This window comes from Paenibacillus sp. UMB4589-SE434, from assembly GCF_030226685.1.
In the GTDB taxonomy this organism is placed as follows: domain Bacteria; phylum Bacillota; class Bacilli; order Paenibacillales; family Paenibacillaceae; genus Paenibacillus_B.
This window is the reverse complement of sequence record NZ_JASOYK010000001.1, coordinates 946,907-969,862: the sequence shown is the minus strand read 5'-3', so window position 1 is coordinate 969,862 and position 22,956 is coordinate 946,907. Positions and strand designations below refer to the sequence as shown.

Here is a 22,956-nt window from a genome sequence, read left to right as displayed (position 1 = left end):
TTGATCTGATAAGCTCGTGTATTACTTCTTCGCTTCACGAACGATGTAAAACGTTACACGGTCTCCTTTTTTCACTGCTGTTCCTGCTGCGGGCTCCTGCTTAAAGACTTTGCCTGCTTCCTGACCCTCAGCATTTTCTTTAGCAAAGCTATATTTCATGCCTGCCGCCAATGCCGCTTTCTCTGCTTCGGCTTGTGTAAGACCAACCAAATTAGGTGCCGTTCCGCTTGGTGTCGTTGGTTGTGTCGTATTGCCATTCGGATCTGTTGGAACTGTCGGTTCCGTTGGCGCCGTTGGGTCAGTAGTGACCGGCGGTGTAGTTGTTCCCGGGTTTGTGCCAGGAGTAGTTGTCCCATCGGTTCCACCCGTAGTTGGTTGTTCTGTTTCCACCCCTGTGTTCGGACTTGTTGTACCCGGATCGGTTGTTTGTCCTTGATTTGGCTGCTGCACGCTTCCTTCGCCATTTTCATTGCTGGTAGAATCAGTATTTCCACTCTCTGACGTACCACCTTGATTTGTAGTACCCGGTTCTACTTGTCCTGTTGTTGAGTCAGTTCCCGCAGATGATCCATTATCAGTAGAAGTAGAACCATCCCCGTTATCTACTTGATTGGATTCTGATGTTTCTTCTTTATGTTGATCTGCATCGTTTGGCGTTGTGACTGTTGATTCTGGTTCAGTTGCCGCATCGCTTGATTTGCTTAAAGAATTAGCCCAGATAATTGCTCCGCCAAGCAAACTGACAAATAAAATGCAGCCTGCAATAATAAGCGGCGTTCTCAGCTTCCGCTTAGGAGCCTGCTGTACTCGCTTATCAGGCTGTGTCCGTTCTCGAACGAGCGTTTGCGGTCGCTCCTCCTGTTCGACTGTATCATAAGCTGTCTCAGGTTCATCGTACAGCGTCGAATCTGCAACATAGGCTTCTGGTGTGGTGGACGACAAAGACTCATAAGTAGGCGACTGAGTCGCTTTCACCTCATATTGGGCATAACTGTCTACAATCGGCAGATTAGGCTGATTTAAGATCTCTGTAATCGTGGTCATATAACCCAACACTGACTCATCGTCCTGATATACCCGTCTAGCCAGTGTCAAGACGGATTGGCGTTGAGCCGGCAGCTCATGCTTTAAAGCTGACTGCATTCTACTCACATAAATATCGTACTGACGCGGTGCCAGTGCATGAAGCGTACACAATTGATAAAGCAATTGTGACAAGCCAGACGTGCCTGTTCGACTGCTTCTAGCTTCATTCCAGTAATTCATTACGAGTAATTCATGCTGATCGGTAATCCAGAGATTATCAAAGCTCACAGAGAAAGCTGACGTGCCTAATCGGCCTCCCTCCTGGAGCCGTTGGCCCGCAAGAAATACAATCTGGAGCGCTGTCTGCAAAGGCACTGCATGCTTCTCTGCATATTGATACAAGGGCATACCCTTGTACGCATTAAATACCATAAAAGCATTGGGACCATCCGTTCCCGCATTCAATAACTGGAAGAAAGAGTCGCTAGATGACTGAGACAGTTCAGCTGTTAGTTCTCTTAATGAGTCTTCAGGTGTGCCAGTGCTTAACAATAAAAATATTTCTCTTTTAAGAGATGTATCCTGTGCACGGTACCAAGTGCCGTCATCCGATTGCATTATGGTCTGTACTAATTCATATCTTCCATCGATCATTTGATTATTCATGTTTGTCCTCTACTTTCTTGCTTCATTATTTCTTAGGAGCACTATGTATGTATATTATTAACCATACGTAAACAAAACTCAAAAGTTGCCCTACTCCCTTATTTATTAATAATACTCCCGTTCATTCAGGTTTCAATCCTATTCTGTCATTTCCTATATATTGCTAGAATTGTGGATACTGGATTAGAGCCTGACGCAGCCCCTCTGATTTTAATATCCGATGCCATTTATGCTACACTGTAGTTATTCATAAAACCAGACGCAGGGAGGACGTGTTCAATGATGCAATATCGTGTGTTAGGCAAGACAGGTATGAAAGTCTCCGTAATCGGTGTGGGAACATGGCAATTTGGCGGCGAATGGGGTCATGATTACACGCAGGCAGAAGTGGATCGTATTCTGCATCAGGCAAAAGAGGTTGGCATCAACTTCATTGACACAGCCGAATGTTATGGCGACCATTTGTCAGAGAAATTGATTGGCGGCTATTTGGCACAAAATAATCGTGAAGATTGGATTCTGGCAACAAAGTTCGGACATCAGTTTCACTCTCACATGAACCGCACTGATAAATATGGTGCGAGTGACGTGCTGCAACAATTGGACAAATCATTAATAGCATTAAATACAGATTACATAGATTTGTATCAATTCCATTCCGGTAATGATGAGGCTTTTAATAATGATGAACTGTGGACGATGCTCGATAAGCAGATCAATTCAGGTAAAATAAGACATATTGGCATATCTTTAAACAAGAGCAACAGCATGCATCAGACAGTAAATGCAACAGAGATTGGAGCAAGCGTAATCCAGATCGTATATAATCGTTTGGATCGTCGCCCAGAACAAGACGTATTTCCTGAGTGTGAAGCGCACAATTTAGGCGTTCTGGCACGTGTACCTCTCGCAAGCGGATTTTTGACTGGGAAGTATAAAGCAGGCATGAAATTCGGAGAAAATGATGTCCGTGCACGGCATAATGGAGTAGAGCTAGACGAAACGTTAAAGCAAGTCGAGCTGATCCAGCGTAATGAAGTGCCGCATGATGTCAATATGGCGCAGTGGGCTTTAGCTTGGTGTTTACGCCACCCTGCAGTGACAAGTGTAATTCCTGGCTGCAAAGACGAAGCCCAAGTGATTAGTAATGCCAAGGCTGTCGAACTTATTGATTCGACTCACCCACTGGTGTGGAGTGCAGACTAATTACTTATTTAATATGATTTAATAGTTATGAATGAATAAAGAGCAGGTTATCCCTAGGATTGTCTGCTCTTTAAGATGTTTATTCCACTGCAACTCATTTAACATGACAGAAATTAGACACTTATAAGTGGATCAAACGATAGGATTGAAACGTAATTGGTTTACATAATAATATTTATGTCACTCTTTATCTTAAGGATAGTAAATACCCTTTCAATGAATACAAAAGGTTATTTACTATCCTTATTGGACGCTGGTGGTCTCCAATCACACTGTTGATCCTGACAAGCGCCTGCGGGTACAATTATACGACGCGAAGCAATAAAATCATACATTCTTTCGCCTAACCCGATCCAACGACTGATAACTAGCAGCGGCCAAAAAATCCATAAGAGCGGAATCACTTTGGATATCACAATAACAGCATCAATCCCACTATATAAGCGGTTCGACTGAACCTCTCTTACATGCATTCTCTGTTCCAATTCAGGCAAAGGAATATGCTTCACACTAGATTGGCTTACAGCTATTTCATCTCTAATCGATTGGAACTGCAGCACGCGAAAGGAATCGATAGCTATTAATCGCTTGCGAATCCCTGTGCACAGTGGACACCAACTGTCATACCACACTTCCAAGTGTATACGCTTGCCCAATCTGAACACCATGAATTCTCACCTCTTTACATCTTTACTACAGTTGTTTTCCGTTATCGTACATCATATTCTATTTTGAAGTATATTGGAAGTCCACATGACTGCAACTTACAGACACCGACCGGCCTTTTGCCTTGAAATACACTTTCAAACAAAAAACCTCCGTAATAGGTCGGAGGTTCAACAGCAGTATGTTTCAAATTCTTCAATTCTTCAAACGTTGTGTTCAAAAGATGAGCAAATTCCCATTTTAGAATGTTACTTTTTTCACAATGTAGGGGATAAAAAAGTTTTGTTCCTTATGCGTAATACGCTGCTAACATATCACGTGTTTCATTATGTTCATTATCTACGTCTACTTGATGATGGTTTGTCCAGCATTGCTTGCACTCTTCCTCGGTTGTGCATAAATGTTTGTCATCACAGTTGTAACACAATTGCAGGAAGTACTGAGTGACCTTGTTTGTATCGTTAAATGTTTTGAATGTTCTCATTGTAATCACTCCTCTTATTTGATGTCTTTACTATATCACAAATTTACAGCATATAATGTGATTAATTTCACATTATAAAAAATAAATGTAGAAGCCACTTCTCACCTGACGATGAGCGGTGGCTTCTTATCATATCCTCTAATCTAGATTACAATTTTAATCCCATCGGTGTCAGAGCATTTATCATCTTCACATGAGCCAACGTTCTTGCTTCTGTGGAGTAAGTGGATAAATCCCCAAATACGTGTCGTAAACTAACGATGCTTTGTAGAGGCTCTTCCGTATTGACATACTGGAAAGATTCAAGTCTTTCCCTCAGTTTCTCTACAGGAACAGCATATTGCGCATTCATATCAGTGATTAATGCATTCTGCTCTTCCCATGACAACTGGTCAAAGTATTGGGCATTTCCGTGCTTACTTACATAATCTTGCTTAAATTTTTTCAGAATGGTCAAATATTCTTGCTCCCACTCCTTATATTTTGGCATTTCTTCCTGAATGTTAGCTTGGAATTCCGTTTCAGCTTGCTTCTCCGCTAGTTGCGCTGCGGTTTCATCTAGCTTCTTGTTAATTTTAACGATTAAATTGTCCATCTTTAATCCCGATGACTTTGCGATGTTCGCAAGGGTCAGTGAATCCACATAGGACCTCTTGTCATAGGTAATCTCTGCCGCTGCCTTGTATTGTTCTGGGCTGCCGACAATCGATAATGCTAACGCTTTATCGATATCATAAAGCGCAGTAAATCTCTCTCTGAAATCATCGCCATTAAATGATGTTTTGACCAACCAATACGTCCGTTTATCTAAATTATATAAGATGTTGGCAACAGACTCCGCTTCTTGTTCCATTTTAATAGAGCCTGTAAATACAGACATGTACTTTAAATGCATAGCCATCTTACCTAAAATTTTAGGATCGTTAAAGCTTCCCTTCTTTTTGTACATATCTTTCACAGCTTTAATCCAGTTGTTAACGGCCGTATCGTAAGACTTGCCGACACTTTGGAGTTTGGCTTCCGCTTGGGTTAGTGCAGCTTTTTTGTTGTTTATGTTCTTTTGTTGAGCAGCACTTGCGGGTCCAAAGTAATAAATGCTCACCGGCCGACCATACATGTCGTGTCCTGTCCCAGCTTTGATATAATAGTGGTATCCTCCAGAATAGTAGTTATTCGTCATTTTAGATCGATCAGGGTTCTGTACAACAATGTTGCCTTCGGAAGATAATTCGGCAAAGATATGACTGCTTTGGGACTCTGTTGTCCCCCATAATTGAACTTTATTTGGACTTACAACAGACCCCTGAACAAAGTATAGATTTTGATTTTTAGCCTGTTCGAATGCATCAAATGCTTTTGAGTACTGCGCATACACCTGATCATACGGAGCACTTACTTTATTATATGCATTCGAGTATGCTGCTTCATTTGGTAGTTCATACATAGTAAGTTCTTCAGTAAAATAATTGTTGAAGTAAACTGAAGCTTGGAAAAGACTTGTAGCCAAACTCAATGGTACACTTACTTGTCCTTCTAGTGTTTCACTTGGTGTTTTAATCGTATTTTCAGCACCGTCCACTTTTATCATTTTGGACCCTAAAATGAGTTGATATGTATGATTTTTGTCTTTAAACGTTATAACCTTGCCCGCTTTATCATATGCAAAGCTCAAATTAAATATTTTAGCAAAGCTCTGAGCAGTGATGTACCATTCTTTATTGACTTCAGACCATTGGATCGCTTCATTAACATAGTTTCGATTACCATTCCATTCAACTACATGATATTCATAGATGGACAGCGTTCCTTTAGTGTTTGTGTTGATTGCTGCACTTGCTTGTCCTGTAACACCAATACTTGATATGAGTAAGGATATTGCCAGAATCAAAGTGCATAACCGTGATTTTTTCAAATTTACCCCTCCGATATTATGTATACACAATTAGGTATTATTACCCATTAATTATAACATGATTACTTTTGGAAAGGAGTTGATAAATGGAATTCAAACAAAAAAAGCCTCTCCTCGCGGAGAGACTTCATACAATTAACACAATTAATTATAAATGTTGTTATATAACCAAAAACAAGACAGCAAACAGCGCAGATGTAATTACACCCATTAGTCCCATTGCCAAACCACTAAACGTTCCTTGCTTCTCAGAATCAGCTAAACATTTAGCTGTTCCGAAGCCATGGGCTGCTGTACCAAGCGCAATCCCCAACGAAACTTCATCTCTAATACCGAACTTCCGCAGGAAGGCTGTGCCTACAAGTGCTCCCACAATTCCCGTAAATACCGTAAAGACAGCAGCCAATTCTGGAACAGCTCCAAGGGATTTGGCAATCTCAACTGCAATCGGCGAACTCACGGATTTTGGCAGCATACTCATCGCAATATCTTTGCCTCCGCTAAAGGAGAACATAATCGCAGCTACACTTGCTACCCCAACAATGGATCCGCACGTTATCGACAGCATTACCGCACGAAATTGTTCTTTAATGTGTTGACGATGTTTATAAATTGGTACTCCGAGAGCAATCGTAGCAGGTCCTAGCAGCAGTGACAATAGGTCGGCCCCTTCTTTGTATTGCTGAAGCGGCAGGCCACTAATCAACAAGATCGATATAAGGACTCCGGCGCTTACAATCATAGGATGCATCCATTTAATACGTTGTTGCAGTGCGCGAGCCGCTATGTACACCACAACCGTTATCGTTAAGCCAAACCAAACTTTTTGGAGAATGTCTGCTGCATTCATGCTGCTTCCCCCTTGCCTACCTTATTGGTCACAGGCTCATTATGATCTGTCGATTGCAGCTTCTTGGCAACCATGCCGGTTACGTACAATACCGCTAGCGTGCTGCCGCCGATTCCAGCAAATATGCTGAACCAATGGGCTTCAAGAACCGGGAAGAACGCGATAATACCCACTACGTAAGGAATAAAAAACAAGAGCATATGTTTCAGAAGGTATTGAGCTGATCGTTCAACCCACTCCAATCGAATGACCTTCAAGCCAAGCGCTGCTAGAAATAACACAAGCCCAAGCACATTCCCCGGTAAAGGAATATGCAGCGTATTATGCAGCCATACACCTGCTAAGTTAAATCCGACCAAAATTGCGAAGCCTATTAGCCCTTCCATGTACAATCACCTTCTGCAAGTTATTATCTATGCTGTATTACTGAATTATAAATAGAGAAGTCATCAGTTAGTGTGTGAAATAGGTTCTAACAACCTTGTTCTAACCTTCCTTCATTACTTATTGTAGCACCATATGCCCCCCTGTCCTACACGCGGAAAGCGGCGTATTCATGAGATGGAAGCGGTTTTTTCCATGCTAAAGGCCCGGAACCGTGATTCCGAGCCTTTGAGTGTTATTTTCATGATTTTTCATTATAGTTTTCAAAATGTTCTTATTTTGTATTTGTACGTCCGATTTCCAATAAACTTTGCCTATGGATTCGTTGGAGCCAGCGTGTATATCTCCACATTAACGTATTAAGTGACATTCGCTTCGGAAATGCTACATACTGCGATTCCCATTCTGGTTCACTCCATGTCTGCCAGCGATAACGCTGATTGTAGAGCAGAAATTGACCTCGCAAGCGTCGATACATGGCAATGGCAGAACGTTCCGTCCATGAATAAGGCGCAAGAGACGTCTCGACGTGTGCGAGCGGAATAAAGCCCGTCTCCAGTATGACTTCTTTGTGACGTGCCCACATATACAGAGTATGAAGCAAATGATGATCTCCATCCGTCACCTCACTTGGTTCATACTGCTGGGACAAACTGGTGCAGCGCATATCTTCTATAATAAGCCGCCTGTTCGCAGTGTCTAGAAAGACAATCGCATAACCGGTCCATGTCTCATGCGAAGCGGGCTGCAGTACAAACAAATAATGCGAACCGTTCATCAGATGTAATGCACGTGTAAAGCCTTGTACATACTCTGCACTTACATTTGACCATTGACTTATGCTGGCCAGAAGATGATTCTGCACAGATTGGTCCAACGGAAAGTCATACCTTTCCACATGACACATATCAGGAACTTCTTCCGTGATGGTACCTTCCATTCGGATGTGCGTCCGTTCTCCAATTTTGAAGAAGTCATTGCCATAGTCATGCAGCAGCGGCATCCACTCCGAATTGACTTGCGTGAAAACAACTTCATACCCGAATCGGTCAGCTTGGGCGTACAATTGCTGCATCACTTTAGCACGATACTTTGCATCAATTTGCGGCAGGCCAAGTACCAGTACTCTCCTACCTCGGATAACAATTGGCAGCTGCATGTTGGGAATGTCTGTTTCATACATCCGTTTATATGGTACATGTTCATATATCCAGCCGTTTGGAACAGTCTGAAAATAATGACGATCATGATAGGACCATTCACGCCCAAAGGGCTCACGATTATGGTGTTCAAATGCTGCCCAGCCAATACTGTACAAACATACAAATACGATACCTGCTGTGACGATGGAGGTTGCCCATTCACCTTGTGACAGCAAATAGCTGCCAAACTCAATCGAATCGTGCAGTGAACTGAACACTTTGCCGATAATCAAGTACATCCAGACGACGATGAGCATAAATAATGTGCTCACTATAGTCGCAGCTTTCGTGATGGGATAACGCAGTCTTGTGAACTGGCTGCGCAGTAAAAATACAAATAAAAGCATACCAAGCAGCCACAAAGTATGTCGTATACTTGTTCCCAATAAAAAAGTAGCTGTCGTACTTATGAGCAGTGCAATTAATGTAATATAATAGGCGCGCAGCGTTCTTTCGAATATCCCTTTTAACATCATTAGAATAAGGAAAGCAGAGCCAATAATCATACCGTTAACAATTGGATAAGCGCTCTGTGAATTCAACCACGGTATCCGAACAAACGATTGCCCAAGCTCTGGTGTCGTGACGCCATAAGCCAACAGAAAGATGGACGTCATAAACAATAGGATAGTAATTGACCAGGCAGATAAGCTCATCCAGACGGAGCGTTGTATAAACCAGAATATACTTCCCGATTCAATGTAAGAACTGAATTTAGGATGATCTTCCCATTTTTTCACGGCGACCTCGCCGAATTCAAATGCAGCGAAGATGAGACCCAATCCAAATGGTATAAAATAATAAATAATCCGGAATAACAATAAGCCTGTAAACACCAAATGATCTTCAACGCCCAGTGCCTGCATCCCAATGAGATAAGTAATATCAAATGTACCAAATCCACCTGGAACCATACTAATGATTCCAGCCACGGCACTAACTGTATAGATGCCAATCACTTGTATGTAACTTACAGGGACTCCTAAACATACTAATATCGAGTAAGCAACTGTCCCAGCTGCCAGCCATTCTATAAACGACACTAGCGTATAACCAAATGTCAATCCCACATTGGCATGCTGACGTCCTTTCCAACGTGAAAGCAAAAGATAAGTCGGAAAAAAAAGTGCGATCCCGATCAGCACAATCCATAGCCAGCCTTTAGCATTCAACAGTTCATGCGCTGGGAATACGCCGATAATAACAAGAATGGATAACAAGGACAAGCCACTAATCATAGATGGTGCCATCCAGGCAATCGCGAGCAGCAATCTAGACGCATCTTTAGACACGGATCGATAAAGTACAGTTCGAACGCCGACTCCTGCTACTCCTCCAAAACCAAAAATACCGTTAAACGTGTTAGCTATCCAAGATACACGAAAAATTTTACTCCATCTCATCTTGGCCCTGATTGAGCGCAGCAGCATCACATCATAGAAAAACATGGTGGAAACTGCCAATATGCCTAAAATAATTAGCCCTGTAAAGTTCTCGCTCGACAACAATCGAACCGCTTTTAACGACTCTGAGATGGAAAAGCGAGAAAGTTCTTTCTTTCCTTGAATAATAACAAATAAAATAACAGCCAACGGAAAACCGATCTTAAAAGACTTTACAAGCCAACGTTGGCGGAATAGCGCTTGAAGCTTTGACTTGATTGCATTCATACGCACTCCTCCTTTGGTGAAGCAATAGACAGCCATTCCTATTGTACTATATAGTTTGGGAACGTTTGGCGTCAGTTATTCATATCACGTCGCTACAACCCGCTACATCCATGCTGCTAAACGAGACATTGCCTCTTCTTTCTGCTTATCATTTACATGTGTGTATACTGTCGTTGTCTGAATGGAAGCATGCCCCAACATTTCCTGAACCGTACGGATATCCGTGCCACTGCGTACGAGCATGGTTGCGAACGAATGGCGAAGCTTATGGCATGAATACGATCTGCCCTTTCCCGCATACTTATTTTGTTCGTCATTCCACGACATTTGTTCAAATAACAGACTAGCGATTGATTGGATGTTGCGAATTGAAAGTCTACGGCCCTTCTGCGATATAAATAATGCATCCTCGCCGGCTCGCCAGGGCTGCAACCGTTCTAGCAATGATAATTCCAGCTGTTGTACAACCGGCTCAGGCAGCGGAACGGTTCTCCACTTGCGCCCTTTACCCAGCACCTCGATGGTACGACGCTCTCGATGAAAGTCGGAAAGATTAAGTCTATGTACTTCACCTACCCGTAAGCCTCCATATGCCATCAGCATTAGAATAGCTATATTACGATTGCGGTACTTGCCGTCTACCCCTTGAATCAACTCTCTAATCTGTGGCGGTTCCAAATATACGGGAGCACGCTGTGACTCCGTCTTAGACTTTTTCACTTGCAGCGCTGGATTTACGTCTGTAATCTCCAATTCATTTAATGAGCGATAAAAGCTGATAAGCGCACAATGTTTGCGATTGCGTGTAGAATCACTCACACCAGTCGATTTCACCTGTGCGAGATAAGACAAGACTTGCAAATTTTTAATGTCTGTAACCGGTTTTCCATTTAAGGTTCTGAGAAATTGATGCACATCTCCAATATAATTACGCTGCGTATATACGGTGTATCCGGCATTTGTCATCCACAGGCGAAATGCAGTAAGCGATTCTTCATACTTGTCTTCGATTTCAATTCGATTCCAAACTGTAGCAGTCATTAATCAAATCTCCTTTCATATCATACAATTCAGCACCATTTATCTCAAATTCTAGTTCAAAAATAACTGCGTATAATCATTATTATACGCAGTTTACGTTTAATGACGCAAATATTGTGTATCGTTAACTAGATTACACAACCGTTTGCGCCATTTCGGGAGTGATATTTCACACAATTTATTTCTTGACCCCTCTTTCTGTTTCGTTATAATAGAATTAACTCAACTTCCACTCCATTATTTGCCTATTACTTTTTACAGCACACCTTATACGATTCATCTACGCAGCTAGACAAGCCCCAAGCAATATAAGGTGTACACCTTTATTAACTCTCAACTTTTCACATTTTCAATTATTCCTATGGAAGAGGCCATCGGTACGGTTCTTATGTAAACGGTTACCTGTTTAAGGATAATCATCATTCGGAGTAGATCAAGCGACTGTGGTGTTTATGCACCCGAGTTGTAAACGCTATCAACTCAAGACGATGATATCATTTTGTTTAACCGTTTAGCTTTGCTGAGAACAGTGTGTGTTATGGAGTAAGTAAGATAGCAAGGTATATTCATTCATGATGTGTGGGATTGCCCCATCTTCATGAGATTAGCGCTTTTATTCTGTATGTACCACGCACCACGTTGGCCAAGGAAGTTGAGGAATAGCAGAAGCCGGAGGTGAACTTTCAGACGTTACAACTGTTTAACAGGAATAACACGCATAGCATGTTATACACCTAATCTACCAATAATAGGAGGATCCAATTAATGAATTCATATCGTCTCTCGTTACCTAAACTATCTCCACTCGCAGCTGTCGTAATTATGGCTTTGCTGCTGGCTGCATGTTCTTTTGTGTTTGCTGGAAAAGCTTCTGCACATGGTTACATCGAGTCTCCAGCAGGCCGTGCATTACAATGTAAGCAAGGCACGAACACGAATTGTGGTGCTATTCAGTACGAACCGCAAAGCATTGAAGCTCCTGGGCATTTTCCTACTGGCGGACCTGCTGACGGCCAAATTACAGGCGGCGGCATCTACCCTGAATTGTACGAGCAAACAACTACACGCTGGAATAAAGTAAACTTAAACGGTGGTACAAATACATTCACATGGAAGCTGACAGCTAACCATGCTACACGTGAATGGAAATATTATATTACAAAAGCTAATTGGAATCCGAACCAAGCATTAAAACGTTCCGATCTGGAGCTGTTCTGCCAAATTAATGACGGCGGTGCAAAACCACCTACATCCGTCAGCCACCAATGTAACGTTCCGACAGATCGCAGTGGTTACCATCTCATTCTTGGCGTATGGGAAATTGCAGATACACCAAATGCGTTCTATCAAGTTATTGACGTGAACTTGACGAATGGAACTGGAACACAGCTTCCTACAGTCCCAGGCAATGTGGTTTCACCTGCACAGACAGCAAGCAGCGTTCAATTAACTTGGTCTGCTTCTACTGCTTCTGCTGGTATTCAAAATTATGAAGTTTATCGTAATGGAACCTTAGTAGGAACATCGACAACAACTTCTTACAATGATACTGGCTTAACAGCGAACACGACTTATGTGTACACGATTAAAGCAGTTGATACTGCCGGCAATAAGTCTGCTGCCTCAGTAGCACTGTCTAAGAAGACATTAACTGATGGTGGTACTGCATACCCAGCTTGGAGTGCAGGCACCGTGTACTTGGCTGGCGACAAAGTATCTTACAATGGCGCTAACTACGAAGCACGCTGGTGGACGCTGGGCGACACACCTAGTAGTTCCTCTGCAGTTTGGAAATCCATTAACTAATCGGAAGAAAGAAGGACTTGCCAGTTGGCAAGTCCTTCTTTTATAGTGATAACCCATAAAGTATCACATCTGTTGTTTCAAAGCGAGCGCTACCAAAGTTATATATCTAATAACTCTATGTATCCAGCATTAAAACACCATGCCCTTCCACTGTTCGCTTATAACCAAGAGACTCCGTTCGCTTTTTTAGTTGCTCATAAATTTCCTGAACGCTAATAGTTCTTCCAAGCTCACGCTCACGTTCATTAATAATGAGTGCTGCTGCTCCCGTCACATGAGGTACTGCCATCGAGGTTCCAGACATGACCGCATATTTTCCATCCATCCAGGTAGACAGAATCTCATTGCCTGGCGCCACCAGGTCTACGGTCTCGTTTGTGTTCGTAAATGCTGCCATATTCAAGTCAATATCAATAGCTCCAACACATAGTGTTTCCGGATAGGCGCCTGGATAACTGATCTCTATCGTATCCGCGCAATTGTCTCCCTCGTTGCCAGCAGAGCATATCACTGCAATATCAGCGGCGACAGCACGTTTAATAGCTTCGTGCAAGTCTGCGTTATCATGCGTAGAGCCGAGCGACATGGAGATGACACGCACACGCTGCGGGCCATTTCTCCAAGCGATCGCATAATCCACAGCATCTATAACCTGTTGGATCCGTGCAGATCCATCTGAGCCTATCACTTTCAGAATAAGCAGATCTGCTTCAGGAGCAACTCCTGCCACGCCATAATTGTTCAAATTCGCCGCAATCGTTCCTGCGATATGAGTGCCATGCCCACTTTGATCTGTGTAATCCTCAACTCCCCCGTCATTCGTAAAGTTTCTTCCAGAGACGATTCTACCGCACAAGTCCGGATGATCGACCTGACAGCCAGAATCCAGAATCGCGATAACGACTCCATCCCCACGTTGACTTTCTTCCCATAATGCAGGCGCAGATATTAACGATACACCAGGCGGGATTTCCTGTTTATTGTTCGTAATATCAACAATTCGCACAGGAGGCAAAAACATATGCTGATCCATTTCTATTACTCCTAACTGCTAATCTAGCAATTGACTCGAGGCCTGAATTGCTCTCTAAAGACCCCAATCACTAAAATTTTCGACAAACGTTGTAGGTTACTATGTGGCTACAAAATGGAGCAGCGTATAAAATATGAAAAGTGGCTTAAAAAACACCAACTTCTACTATACCATTATTTACTAGTATGACGCCATAAGCAGTACTCGCTTTTGTAATATCCAAAATACAAAAAAAGCCAAGCATAATGCTCGACTTCTCGGTAACAGATTGTTTAATTCATCCCTGCTGCGTACTTTAATTTTACCGACATGTTATGCACACACCGTAAATAACGAATTGTACCGGTATTCGCTCGCATAATGACAGAATGTGTCTCAACTCGTTGACCAGGCAAATGACGTACCCCGTTTAACAAATCGCTATTGGTAATCCCTGTTGCCGCAAAAATAACATCACCCGTACCTACAAGGTCTGTCATCGTGAGTAATGCGTCCGGATCTTTAATACCCATTCTTAAACAACGAGCATATTGCTCTTCACTCTCTACCATAAGTCGACCTTGAAGTTCGCCGCCGAGGCATCTCAAAGCCGCAGCTGCAAGAACGCCTTCTGGCGCACCGCCTGAACCTACATATAAATCCACACCACATTCCGGGATAGCGGACACAATTGCACCGGATACGTCTCCATGATCCAGCAGTTTGATTCGAACGCCGTTGTTTCTTAATGCCTGTACCAAGTCGCTGTGCCGCTCGCGCTGTAGAATCATGACTGTCAAGTCCTGTACAGATTTGCCCAGTGTGCGTGCCGCCTTCTCCAATGTCAGTTCTATTGGATCATCTAGACTAAGATGCCCAGCAAGCGAGGGTCCAACTGCCAGCTTCCGCATATACATGTCTGGCGCATGCAAGAAATGTCCCTTTTCGGCAATCGCGATAACCGACATTCCATTGTTTAACCCGTTTGCGACTACCTCTGTCCCTTCCAATGGATCTACCGCTACATCCACTTCGGGGCCTTTACGACTGCCTACCTTTTCACCAATGTAAAGCATCGGTGCCTCATCCATTTCCCCTTCGCCGATGACTACGGTGCCATCGATTGGCACCGAATCGAACATTTCTCTAATTGCACTAGTGGCAGCATGATCTGCGCTATGCTTGTCACCCCGCCCTATCCATGAGGCTGAAGCTAGGGCACCCGCCTCCGTAACACGCGCGATCTCCAGAGCTAGTTGACGATCCATCTCCAGCTCCCTCCTCTTTATCTTATGATATGAAATCCATCACGATTCCGGCCGTCTCTTCAATTGCCTTGTCTGTAATATCAATGACGGGACAACCTAACCGATCAAATAACGAACGAGCATATTCTAGCTCCTCAACAATACGTTCTAACGATGCATATCGCACCAACACAGGAAGCCCCATCGATTTTAATCTTTCTGAGCGAATTTTGAGAAGATGCTCCGCATTCATTGTCAAACCAATTATTTTGTTGGATGAGATACGATATAAGTGTTCCGGCGGTTGAATCTCGGGAACTACAGGGTAATTCACAACCTTCTTGCCTTTATGTGCCAAAAATACACTTAATGGTGTCTTTGACGTTCTAGATACCCCAAGCAATACGATATCCGCCTTGAGAATGGCATTCAGATCCTTGCCATCGTCACATTTTACGGCAAACTCAACGGCTTCTACTCGTTGAAAATAATCCTCATCCAACCGATGGAGCAGTCCGGGCATTCGTTTGGGCTGATCAGCAAATGTGTCCACAAAAGCTTGAATCATCGGCCCCATCACATCGACAGCTCGAACGTGCAATCGAATGGCATGCTCCTTAATCGCTGCTCTTAATTCGGGTTGGACGAGTGTATATGCAACAAATCCCCCCGATTCGGCGACCTCTTCCATTACAATACATAATTCTTCTTCATTACGTACATTCATATGGCGCTTGATCTTGATTTGTGGTGCTTCGAACTGCCGTATGGCAGCCCGCACAACCGCTTCCGCTGTCTCTCCTACAGAATCGGATACTACGGTAATTGTATATGACGCCTTCCCCATACACTTCTGTCCTCCCGCTTACTCCTGCTCTACTTTATCGAGCAGCAGCTTGATGATCGTTGTCTTCGTAATCCGGCCAACGACGTTACATTCCGCTTCTGACGTACCATCCGGACAAGAAACAACCGGCAAGCTGTCAACCTGATGGTGGATCATCTTGCGTGCTGCTTCCAGTACAGATTCTTCTGGCGTGATCGTCACGATATTCGGCTGTCTAGTCATCACCATGCTGACCGGCATGGAGGATGCATTGGGGTTACCCAACGTCACTTTAAGCAAATCCTTACGTGAAATAACACCCGCAAGCTTGCCCTCTTCGTCCGTTACGATCAAACTTCCGATATTCTCCAGAAACAATGTGACAACTGCGTCTTGTACCGTTGTCTTCACATCTACCACGATTGGCATGCCTTGAACCTGTCCAACCTTCATTTCACGCAGAACGTAGGAGTCTGATTCTTTTTTCTCAGCCTTCTCTCCAAGAAAATAGCCCACTTTCGGCTTGGCAGCAATGTAATCCAGCATGACAAGTAAGGATAGGTCCGCACGAATCGTCGGTCGACTGACGGTCAGCATCTCTGCTATCTGTTCTCCCGTAATGGGAGCATGCTTTTTAACGATCTTAATGATCTCTAATTGTCTTGCTGTTAGTTCGATGTTGTATCCCTCCGCTTCATGCTATAAATATCTGTTAAAGAAGAGGCGCGGGCTTTTGAGCTACTTCTTTATGACAAGATTATAGCATCCCGGATGGGATATTCGTAACTCTCGATCTTCGCGAGTCACCGAATATGTCACCATCCGGCTGCATGAACATTACATTTAAGTCCAGATTCAGACTGCTTCTTCTTGAAGCTTCAGTTCCCACTGCATGCGTATATGAGCTTGGGCCGCCGCAATTCGAGCAACTGGAAGTCTATACGGCGAGCAGCTGATATAATCCAATCCCACACGCTGACAGAACATAATGGATTCCAGATCGCCGCCGTGTTCCCCACAAATACTCGTGGTTAGCAGGGGATTTCTTGACCGGCCTTGAATGACTGCCATCTCAATCAGCTTGCCTACCCCTTCTGTATCTAATACTTGAAATGGATTGTGCGGAAGCAGCTTATTCTCGACATAGTGCGTTAAAAATTTGCCTTCAGCATCATCTCGGCTGTATCCAAATGTCATCTGGGTTAAATCGTTAGTGCCAAAGGAGAAAAAGTCTGCTGATCGTGCAATCTCACCTGCCGTTAAGGCTGCACGAGGCACTTCGATCATCGTGCCTACCTTGTACGGACAGTTTCTTTTTTCATGCCCTAACACTTGTTCTGCCACTTGGTCAACTAATTTTCGCAGCAAATGCAGTTCATTAACATGCCCCACCAATGGAATCATAACTTGTGGATGCACTGTGATCCCGTCACATATACATCTGAGCGCTGCTTGGAATATCGCTTCGATTTGCATTTCATATATTTCAGGGAACATAATCCCTAGTCTACATCCGCGCTGCCCTAGCATCGGATTGGTTTCTTGCAGTTCGCGGACTCTTCTTATCATCCGCTCTAATTCAGAACGTTCGGCATGGATGACACCCTCAGTTGAACGCAGTACCATTAAACGCTCTGTCAATTCCTCCACATTTGGAAGAAATTCGTGTAGTGGTGGATCCAGCAAGCGGATCGTCACTGGATAACCATCCATTTCACGGAACATTTCTTCGAAATCATAACGCTGCATTGGCAGCAAGCGGTTTAGCGCCACTTGGCGATCCATTTCCTTGTCAGCCAGAATCATCTGCTGCACAATTGGAACTCGCGTTGGGGATAAGAACATGTGCTCAGTTCGACACAACCCTATACCCTCTGCTCCAAACTCCCTTGCTTTACGTGCATCCAGCGGAGAATCAGCATTTGCCATCACCTTTAAGGAACGAATCTGATCTGCCCATTCTAGAATTAACAGTAGCTCCGGGAAAATATCCGCTTCTTTTAACTCCAATTGACCAGGGATAACTTGCCCGCTGCCACCATCGAGTGTAAGCCAGTCACCTTCTCGAATAACAATATCCTTGGCGATAAGCTGCTGCTGCTCTTCATCAATCCTTAAGACTTCACAACCACACACACAAGGTTTGCCCATCCCACGGGCAACAACTGCAGCATGGCTTGTCATGCCTCCACGCAGCGTAAGAATTCCTTCAGCAGCGATAACGCCGTGAATATCTTCAGGTGTCGTTTCGAGACGTACCAGAATAACCGATTTGCCCGCACGTTTCCATTCGTCTGCAGTGTCTGCATCAAATACGGCTTGCCCACAGGCTGCGCCTGGAGAAGCAGGCAGTCCCGTTGCTATGACAACGTGATCAGCAGTGGTTTGCAAGGAACGATGCAATAAATGGTTCAAATGCTGTACATCAATGCGCATCAAAGCTTCTTCTTTTGATATCATACCTTCATTGACTAGGTCAGCAGCTACCTTGAGCGCAGCACGCGCATTCCGCTTCGCACTGCGTGTTTGCAAGAAATACAATTTTCCATCTTCAATCGTAAATTCAATATCTTGAATGTCCTTATAGTGCCTTTCAAGCTGCTCCGCAGAGGAGGATAGCTCCTGGTAAACTTCAGGCAGCGTTTCCTGCAGAGATGTAATCGGAATTGGTGTTCTTGTACCGCCGACAACATCTTCCCCTTGTGCATTCATTAAATATTCACCAAACATGACGTTCTCCCCAGTAGAGGGATTACGAGTAAATAATACGCCTGTTCCACTGTTATTTTCCATATTGCCAAATACCATTGCCTGCACGTTTACGGCTGTTCCCTGATCATCCGGAATAAGATGAACTTTGCGATATACTTTCGCCCTTGGACTCGACCAAGATAAGAACACGGCTTCTATTGCCCCTTGTAATTGATCCCTTACATTTTGCGGAAATACTTTATCGGCACGTTGATCAATAAGTCGTTTGAATTTCCGAACGAGCGTGATCAACGATTCTTCTGTAAGTTGTTGATCATCTTTACATTGATGGAGTTGCTTCTCCTCTTGGAGCACACGCTCAAAATGAATCGCCTCTATATGATAGACAACCGAGCCGTACATTTGGATAAGGCGGCGATAACAATCGTAAGCAAATCTTCGATTGTTGGTCTGCTGCGCTAATCCTTCTACTGTTTCGTCATTTAATCCTAAATTCAAAATCGTATCCATCATGCCTGGCATTGACGTTACGGAACCAGAACGTACCGACACAAGCAGTGGACAGTCTGTGCCGCCAAACACTCGATTTTGCTCTTTCTCCAGCTCAGTAAGTGCAAGTTCGATCTCATCCCTCAAGCCCGTAGGCAGTTGGCGGTTATTGTTGTAATAATGTCTGCAGACGTCTGTTGTGATGGTGAATCCAGGCGGAACAGGAAGTCCCGCCTTTGTCATTTCCGCAAGGTGAGCGCCTTTTCCACCCAGAAGTTCTATATGTTCTTTGCCGCCATTTTGGAATGAGCTCACTCTTAATACTGTCAAGCCGAAGCACTCCCCTCTTGTTTACGACAAGCTTCTTTCTCGCATACCATATATTTCGTCTTTACACTATTAGTGGGCAATGTATCGATGATGTCGTCGCAATGTCGACAAATAATTGTACCCAGATCATTCTGTCTCACATAATCAGAAATTAATTCATTGATTTGGTCCCGCACAATAATTCCCCCTTTTCATTTTGGACGAACATATACTTCACAAAATCAGTTACCCGGCATGCATATGCCCATTCGTTGTCGTACCAAGCCAATAGTTTAGCTTGTTGTCCTGCCGTCTGAATCGATAATCCATCTATAATTGCAGATTTGTTATTGCCAATGTAATCGGAAGATACAAGGGGTTCTTCGTTATACTCTACAAATGGCCCTAGACCTTCTTGAATCGCATTTGTAAATGCGCGACTTATATCCTCTTTTGTTATTTCACAATGCAATTGAACAGTAAGATCAACCAAGGACACATTTTGTACGGGTACTCTCAATGAGATACCCTTGATGCATTCCGCCAGATGCGGAAGGATATCTTTTAGCGCCTTGCCTACGCCAGTCGAAGTCGGAATAATGGAGCTTCCGCACGCTCTTGCTCTTCGCCAGTCAGAATGTGCATTGTCAAGATGTTTCTGATCATTCGTGTAAGCATGGACGGTCGTCATCCAGCCCGATTGTACGCCAAATTCCTGGTCCAATACTTGCAGAAGCGGTGCCAAGCAATTGGTCGTACAGGATGCAGTGGAAATGAGCGCGTGATGGTCCGGATCGTAAGTATGCTCATTGACACCCATTACAATAGTACAATCCAGTTCTTTTCCAGGTGCCGTTACAACCACTCGTTTAGCCCCTGCTTGGAGATGCTTCGATGCTTCTGAACGGCTTTTGAATTTGCCTGTTGCATCCACGACTACGTCAATCCCGTACGTTTGCCATGGCAGCAGTTCGGGGTTACGTTCGTTAACGATTGGAATGTTGTGACCACGAATAATTAAGCAATGATCATCAGACTTAATCTCCTCCTCCCACCGCCCGTGAATCGAATCATACTTCAAAAGATGTGCTAATTGTTCGGGGGAACATGAAGAATTAATAAGGCCGATTGAAGTCCCATCTCCATGAATAAACATGCTGCGTATAACCAATCTGCCAATTCTTCCAGTTCCGCTGACACCGAGTCGTTTATGCATATATTGTTAGAACCTCCTTTGCTCTGTTTATATATTACGTCATAATTAATGATTATTCAATAAGTAATACACACTATTTGCGAATTTATTTTCGCTTACATTTGATTAAATGTGTATTATAGTGATAATCCGGCGCATATAATACACATTATATATTTTGAAGGCATGGAATATATTCCGATCAAGTGAAGGTATATTGCCCGTTATTTCTTGCTAAACTGCTTACGGAGCCACATACCAAGGTAATAAGCATTTATAATAAAAGCCAGATTATCCACTGCCTCTTATCATCCCACGTTAGTGGGCATTACAAAAAGCCCAACTGTAATCATTTGGGCTGTGCATTATTCATAAATAGGATAAAGGTTATATGCTATAACAAGGAGGAAGTGTGAAGTAGTGGTTATCTAAAAACCAATAAACTGCGCATATATCATTTTCCATCTATATCCCTCACAATTAGCTATCTAGCGCTGAAGCAAGGCACATAAGACAATCCCTTGCACACATAAAGTAAAGATAAACAGTCCTGCTATGATGTGAAATGGAGGAAGCAGTAAATGCCTTTGCCATGGAAGAAACGAAATGATGAATTTATTGTGATTGTCGTGCCCGCGTCTGCTATAAGACAAATGATTATGATTGATTTTATAGGAAGCTCCGCCTTATTTGTCCTCATAAAGAAGACGATGTACTCTGACCCGGCCGCTTTTGTCGGCAGTTGGATATTTCCTCCCTTAGTAAAATATATTATGAAGCGCATTGAGCTTCATCACTTACAAACAGCAAAAAGGAGACGGCTTATAACCGCCCCCTCCTTAACTCCTTAATTCCCTAACAGTCCTCGTTTAGCACGCCGTTCAATAACGCTGAGACGAACATACAAGCCGATTGCCCCAAATGCCAAGCCCGTGATTAGGCCGATCCAAAAGCCATAAGCACCAAGAGATGTCCAAGATGAGAGTGCGAATCCAACTGGCAGGCCGATGACCCAATAGGATACAAATGCAACTATAAATACAATATTAACATCCTTATAGCCACGTAAAGTTCCTTGTACAGGAGCCGCTATTGCATCTGACAGCTGGAAGAAGATCGCATACATCAAAAAGGTCTCTGTCATCTCTTTGACAGTGGGATCGTTTGTGTACATGGCAGCTACATTAGAATGGAATATCACTAGAAACACCGCACATATTCCTGCAAGCCCAATGGCTGAAAAGATACCTAATCTTGCATACTGCTTGGCGTCCTCATAACGCTTGGCCCCTACTTCAAAGCCAATCATAATCGTTAAGGACATCGCAATGCTGAGCGGGAGCATGTACAGTAATGAAGCGAAGTTCAATGCAGATTGATGGGAGGCGATCGTTATTGTATCGTATCCACTCATCAATAACGTAACCATTGAGAATACACTGACTTCAAAGAAGATAGACAATCCGATTGGCAAACCAATGCGCAGTACTTCCTTCCATTGCGCTAAGGATACCTTCTCCAATCGTCTGAACATGCCAAGATCCTGCATCATCGTGTTACGTTTCATAAACAGAATAGCCACACTTAAAATGATGATATATGTAATGGATGTTGCAAACCCCGAGCCAACACCACCCAATCTTGGCATGCCAAACTTGCCGAAAATAAAAACATAATTCAAAATAACGTTAATAGGAAAAGACAACAGCGTAATAAACATCGTGACACGAGTGAGACCAAGCCCATCAATGGTTGCACGTATGACCGTATAAATAAATACAGGAATGACTCCAATACCGATAGCACTTAAAAACTCTTTAGCCACCCGGCTAACTTCTGCCTCTAGATTCATCCGATTAATTAAGGGATCCACGGCAAAAAAACCTAAGATAATAACGCCTATACCAAACAATATCGATAAATAAGCAGCTTGAATAACGCTCGATGCAATCTTTTCACGTTGCTTCGCACCCACATATTGCGCCACAATTGGGGTAACAGCTAAAAATATACCGCTTAGTCCTGTATATATAGGAACCCAATAACTCGTAGCAATGGCGACGCCCGCCAGATTCTCCTTATTAAAATGACCGGACATGACCGTATCAAAGAAAGTCATAAGCTGCAGTGCAACTTGAGTCACAAATATAGGAAGTAAAATGTAAAGCAATTGCTGGAATTTCTGCTTCTTCGAGTACGTTTGTTTCATGTCATGTTTCGCAACCTCTCTTGGTAATCTTACTGTACTAAGAT

General features: G+C 43.4%; 19 protein-coding genes. 3 read left to right on the top strand and 16 right to left on the bottom strand.

Translation table 11 applies throughout. The features are described from left to right. Positions 1-21 precede the first annotated feature (21 nt). The gene (locus QP775_RS04045; protein WP_285103805.1) at positions 22-1,692 is read right to left on the bottom strand and encodes a Stk1 family PASTA domain-containing Ser/Thr kinase; all 1,671 of its coding nucleotides are present in this window, start codon (positions 1,690-1,692) and stop codon (positions 22-24) included. 282 nt (positions 1,693-1,974) lie between these two features. Here QP775_RS04045 and QP775_RS04040 point away from each other — a divergent pair, with 282 nt between their 5' ends. After that, positions 1,975-2,898 (top strand): aldo/keto reductase, encoded by a 924-nt coding sequence (locus QP775_RS04040; RefSeq protein WP_285105693.1) that lies wholly within the window; start codon positions 1,975-1,977, stop codon positions 2,896-2,898. Between the two features lie 230 nt (positions 2,899-3,128). Here the strand turns inward: QP775_RS04040 and QP775_RS04035 are convergent, their stop codons facing one another. From QP775_RS04035 to QP775_RS04005, 7 genes are all read right to left on the bottom strand, one after another. Continuing rightward, entirely contained in the window at positions 3,129-3,566 is a 438-nt protein-coding gene (locus QP775_RS04035) for a thiol-disulfide oxidoreductase DCC family protein (RefSeq protein ID WP_285103803.1), read from the bottom strand. A 287-nt stretch (positions 3,567-3,853) separates the two neighbouring features. Continuing rightward, on the bottom strand, positions 3,854-4,048 hold the full coding sequence (locus tag QP775_RS04030; RefSeq protein WP_239331008.1) for a hypothetical protein: 195 nt from the start codon (positions 4,046-4,048) through the stop codon (positions 3,854-3,856). Positions 4,049-4,196: 148 nt separating this feature from the next. Continuing rightward, a complete protein-coding gene (locus tag QP775_RS04025) occupies positions 4,197-5,960 on the bottom strand; it encodes a stalk domain-containing protein (RefSeq protein WP_285103800.1) in 1,764 nt (587 codons plus the stop codon). A gap of 160 nt (positions 5,961-6,120) precedes the next feature. Then, positions 6,121-6,810, bottom strand: a complete 690-nt coding sequence (locus QP775_RS04020) for an LrgB family protein (protein WP_239331007.1) — start codon at positions 6,808-6,810, stop codon at positions 6,121-6,123. Beyond that, positions 6,807-7,196, bottom strand: coding sequence for a CidA/LrgA family protein (locus QP775_RS04015; RefSeq protein ID WP_285103798.1), 390 nt, complete (start codon positions 7,194-7,196; stop codon positions 6,807-6,809). Before QP775_RS04015 ends, QP775_RS04020 begins: the two co-directional genes overlap by 4 nt. Before the next feature lie 272 nt (positions 7,197-7,468). Continuing rightward, entirely contained in the window at positions 7,469-10,066 is a 2,598-nt protein-coding gene (locus tag QP775_RS04010) for a flippase-like domain-containing protein (RefSeq protein WP_285103796.1), read from the bottom strand. Positions 10,067-10,168: 102 nt separating this feature from the next. Beyond that, positions 10,169-11,107: a tyrosine-type recombinase/integrase gene (locus QP775_RS04005; protein WP_285103794.1), complete on the bottom strand. Its 939-nt coding sequence runs from the start codon at positions 11,105-11,107 to the stop codon at positions 10,169-10,171. A 765-nt stretch (positions 11,108-11,872) separates the two neighbouring features. Here QP775_RS04005 and QP775_RS04000 point away from each other — a divergent pair. After that, entirely contained in the window at positions 11,873-12,913 is a 1,041-nt protein-coding gene (locus QP775_RS04000) for a lytic polysaccharide monooxygenase (RefSeq protein ID WP_285103792.1), read from the top strand. Positions 12,914-13,028: 115 nt separating this feature from the next. Here QP775_RS04000 and QP775_RS03995 read toward each other — a convergent pair whose 3' ends face one another. The 7 genes from QP775_RS03995 to gap all read right to left on the bottom strand — a co-directional run bounded on the left by QP775_RS03995 (position 13,029) and on the right by gap (position 20,724). Continuing rightward, positions 13,029-13,946, bottom strand: a complete 918-nt coding sequence (locus QP775_RS03995) for a S8 family peptidase (protein WP_285103790.1) — start codon at positions 13,944-13,946, stop codon at positions 13,029-13,031. A gap of 272 nt (positions 13,947-14,218) precedes the next feature. After that, positions 14,219-15,193, bottom strand: coding sequence for a class II fructose-bisphosphatase (glpX, locus tag QP775_RS03990; RefSeq protein WP_285103788.1), 975 nt, complete (start codon positions 15,191-15,193; stop codon positions 14,219-14,221). Positions 15,194-15,215: 22 nt separating this feature from the next. After that, positions 15,216-16,019 carry a pyruvate, water dikinase regulatory protein gene (locus QP775_RS03985; RefSeq protein ID WP_239330990.1) on the bottom strand — a complete coding sequence of 268 codons (804 nt, stop codon included), beginning with the start codon at positions 16,017-16,019 and terminating at the stop codon, positions 15,216-15,218. A gap of 18 nt (positions 16,020-16,037) precedes the next feature. Beyond that, complete coding sequence (locus tag QP775_RS03980) at positions 16,038-16,676, bottom strand: CBS domain-containing protein (RefSeq protein WP_285105691.1); 639 nt, start codon at positions 16,674-16,676, stop codon at positions 16,038-16,040. A 177-nt stretch (positions 16,677-16,853) separates the two neighbouring features. Beyond that, positions 16,854-19,529 (bottom strand): pyruvate, phosphate dikinase, encoded by a 2,676-nt coding sequence (gene ppdK / locus QP775_RS03975; protein WP_285103786.1) that lies wholly within the window; start codon positions 19,527-19,529, stop codon positions 16,854-16,856. Then, positions 19,526-19,705 (bottom strand): GapA-binding peptide SR1P, encoded by a 180-nt coding sequence (locus QP775_RS03970; protein ID WP_036698173.1) that lies wholly within the window; start codon positions 19,703-19,705, stop codon positions 19,526-19,528. The genes ppdK and QP775_RS03970 overlap by 4 nt, the downstream gene beginning before the upstream one ends. Beyond that, positions 19,681-20,724, bottom strand: a complete 1,044-nt coding sequence (gene gap / locus QP775_RS03965) for a type I glyceraldehyde-3-phosphate dehydrogenase (RefSeq protein ID WP_285103782.1) — start codon at positions 20,722-20,724, stop codon at positions 19,681-19,683. The genes QP775_RS03970 and gap overlap by 25 nt, the downstream gene beginning before the upstream one ends. 560 nt (positions 20,725-21,284) lie before the next feature. On the opposite strand from gap, the gene QP775_RS03960 reads away from it, so the two are divergent. Further along, positions 21,285-21,554: a hypothetical protein gene (locus QP775_RS03960; RefSeq protein ID WP_239330980.1), complete on the top strand. Its 270-nt coding sequence runs from the start codon at positions 21,285-21,287 to the stop codon at positions 21,552-21,554. Here QP775_RS03960 and QP775_RS03955 read toward each other — a convergent pair. Further along, positions 21,551-22,912, bottom strand: coding sequence for an MATE family efflux transporter (locus QP775_RS03955; RefSeq protein WP_285103779.1), 1,362 nt, complete (start codon positions 22,910-22,912; stop codon positions 21,551-21,553). The genes QP775_RS03960 and QP775_RS03955 overlap by 4 nt on opposite strands. Between the last annotated feature and the right edge of the window lie 44 nt (positions 22,913-22,956).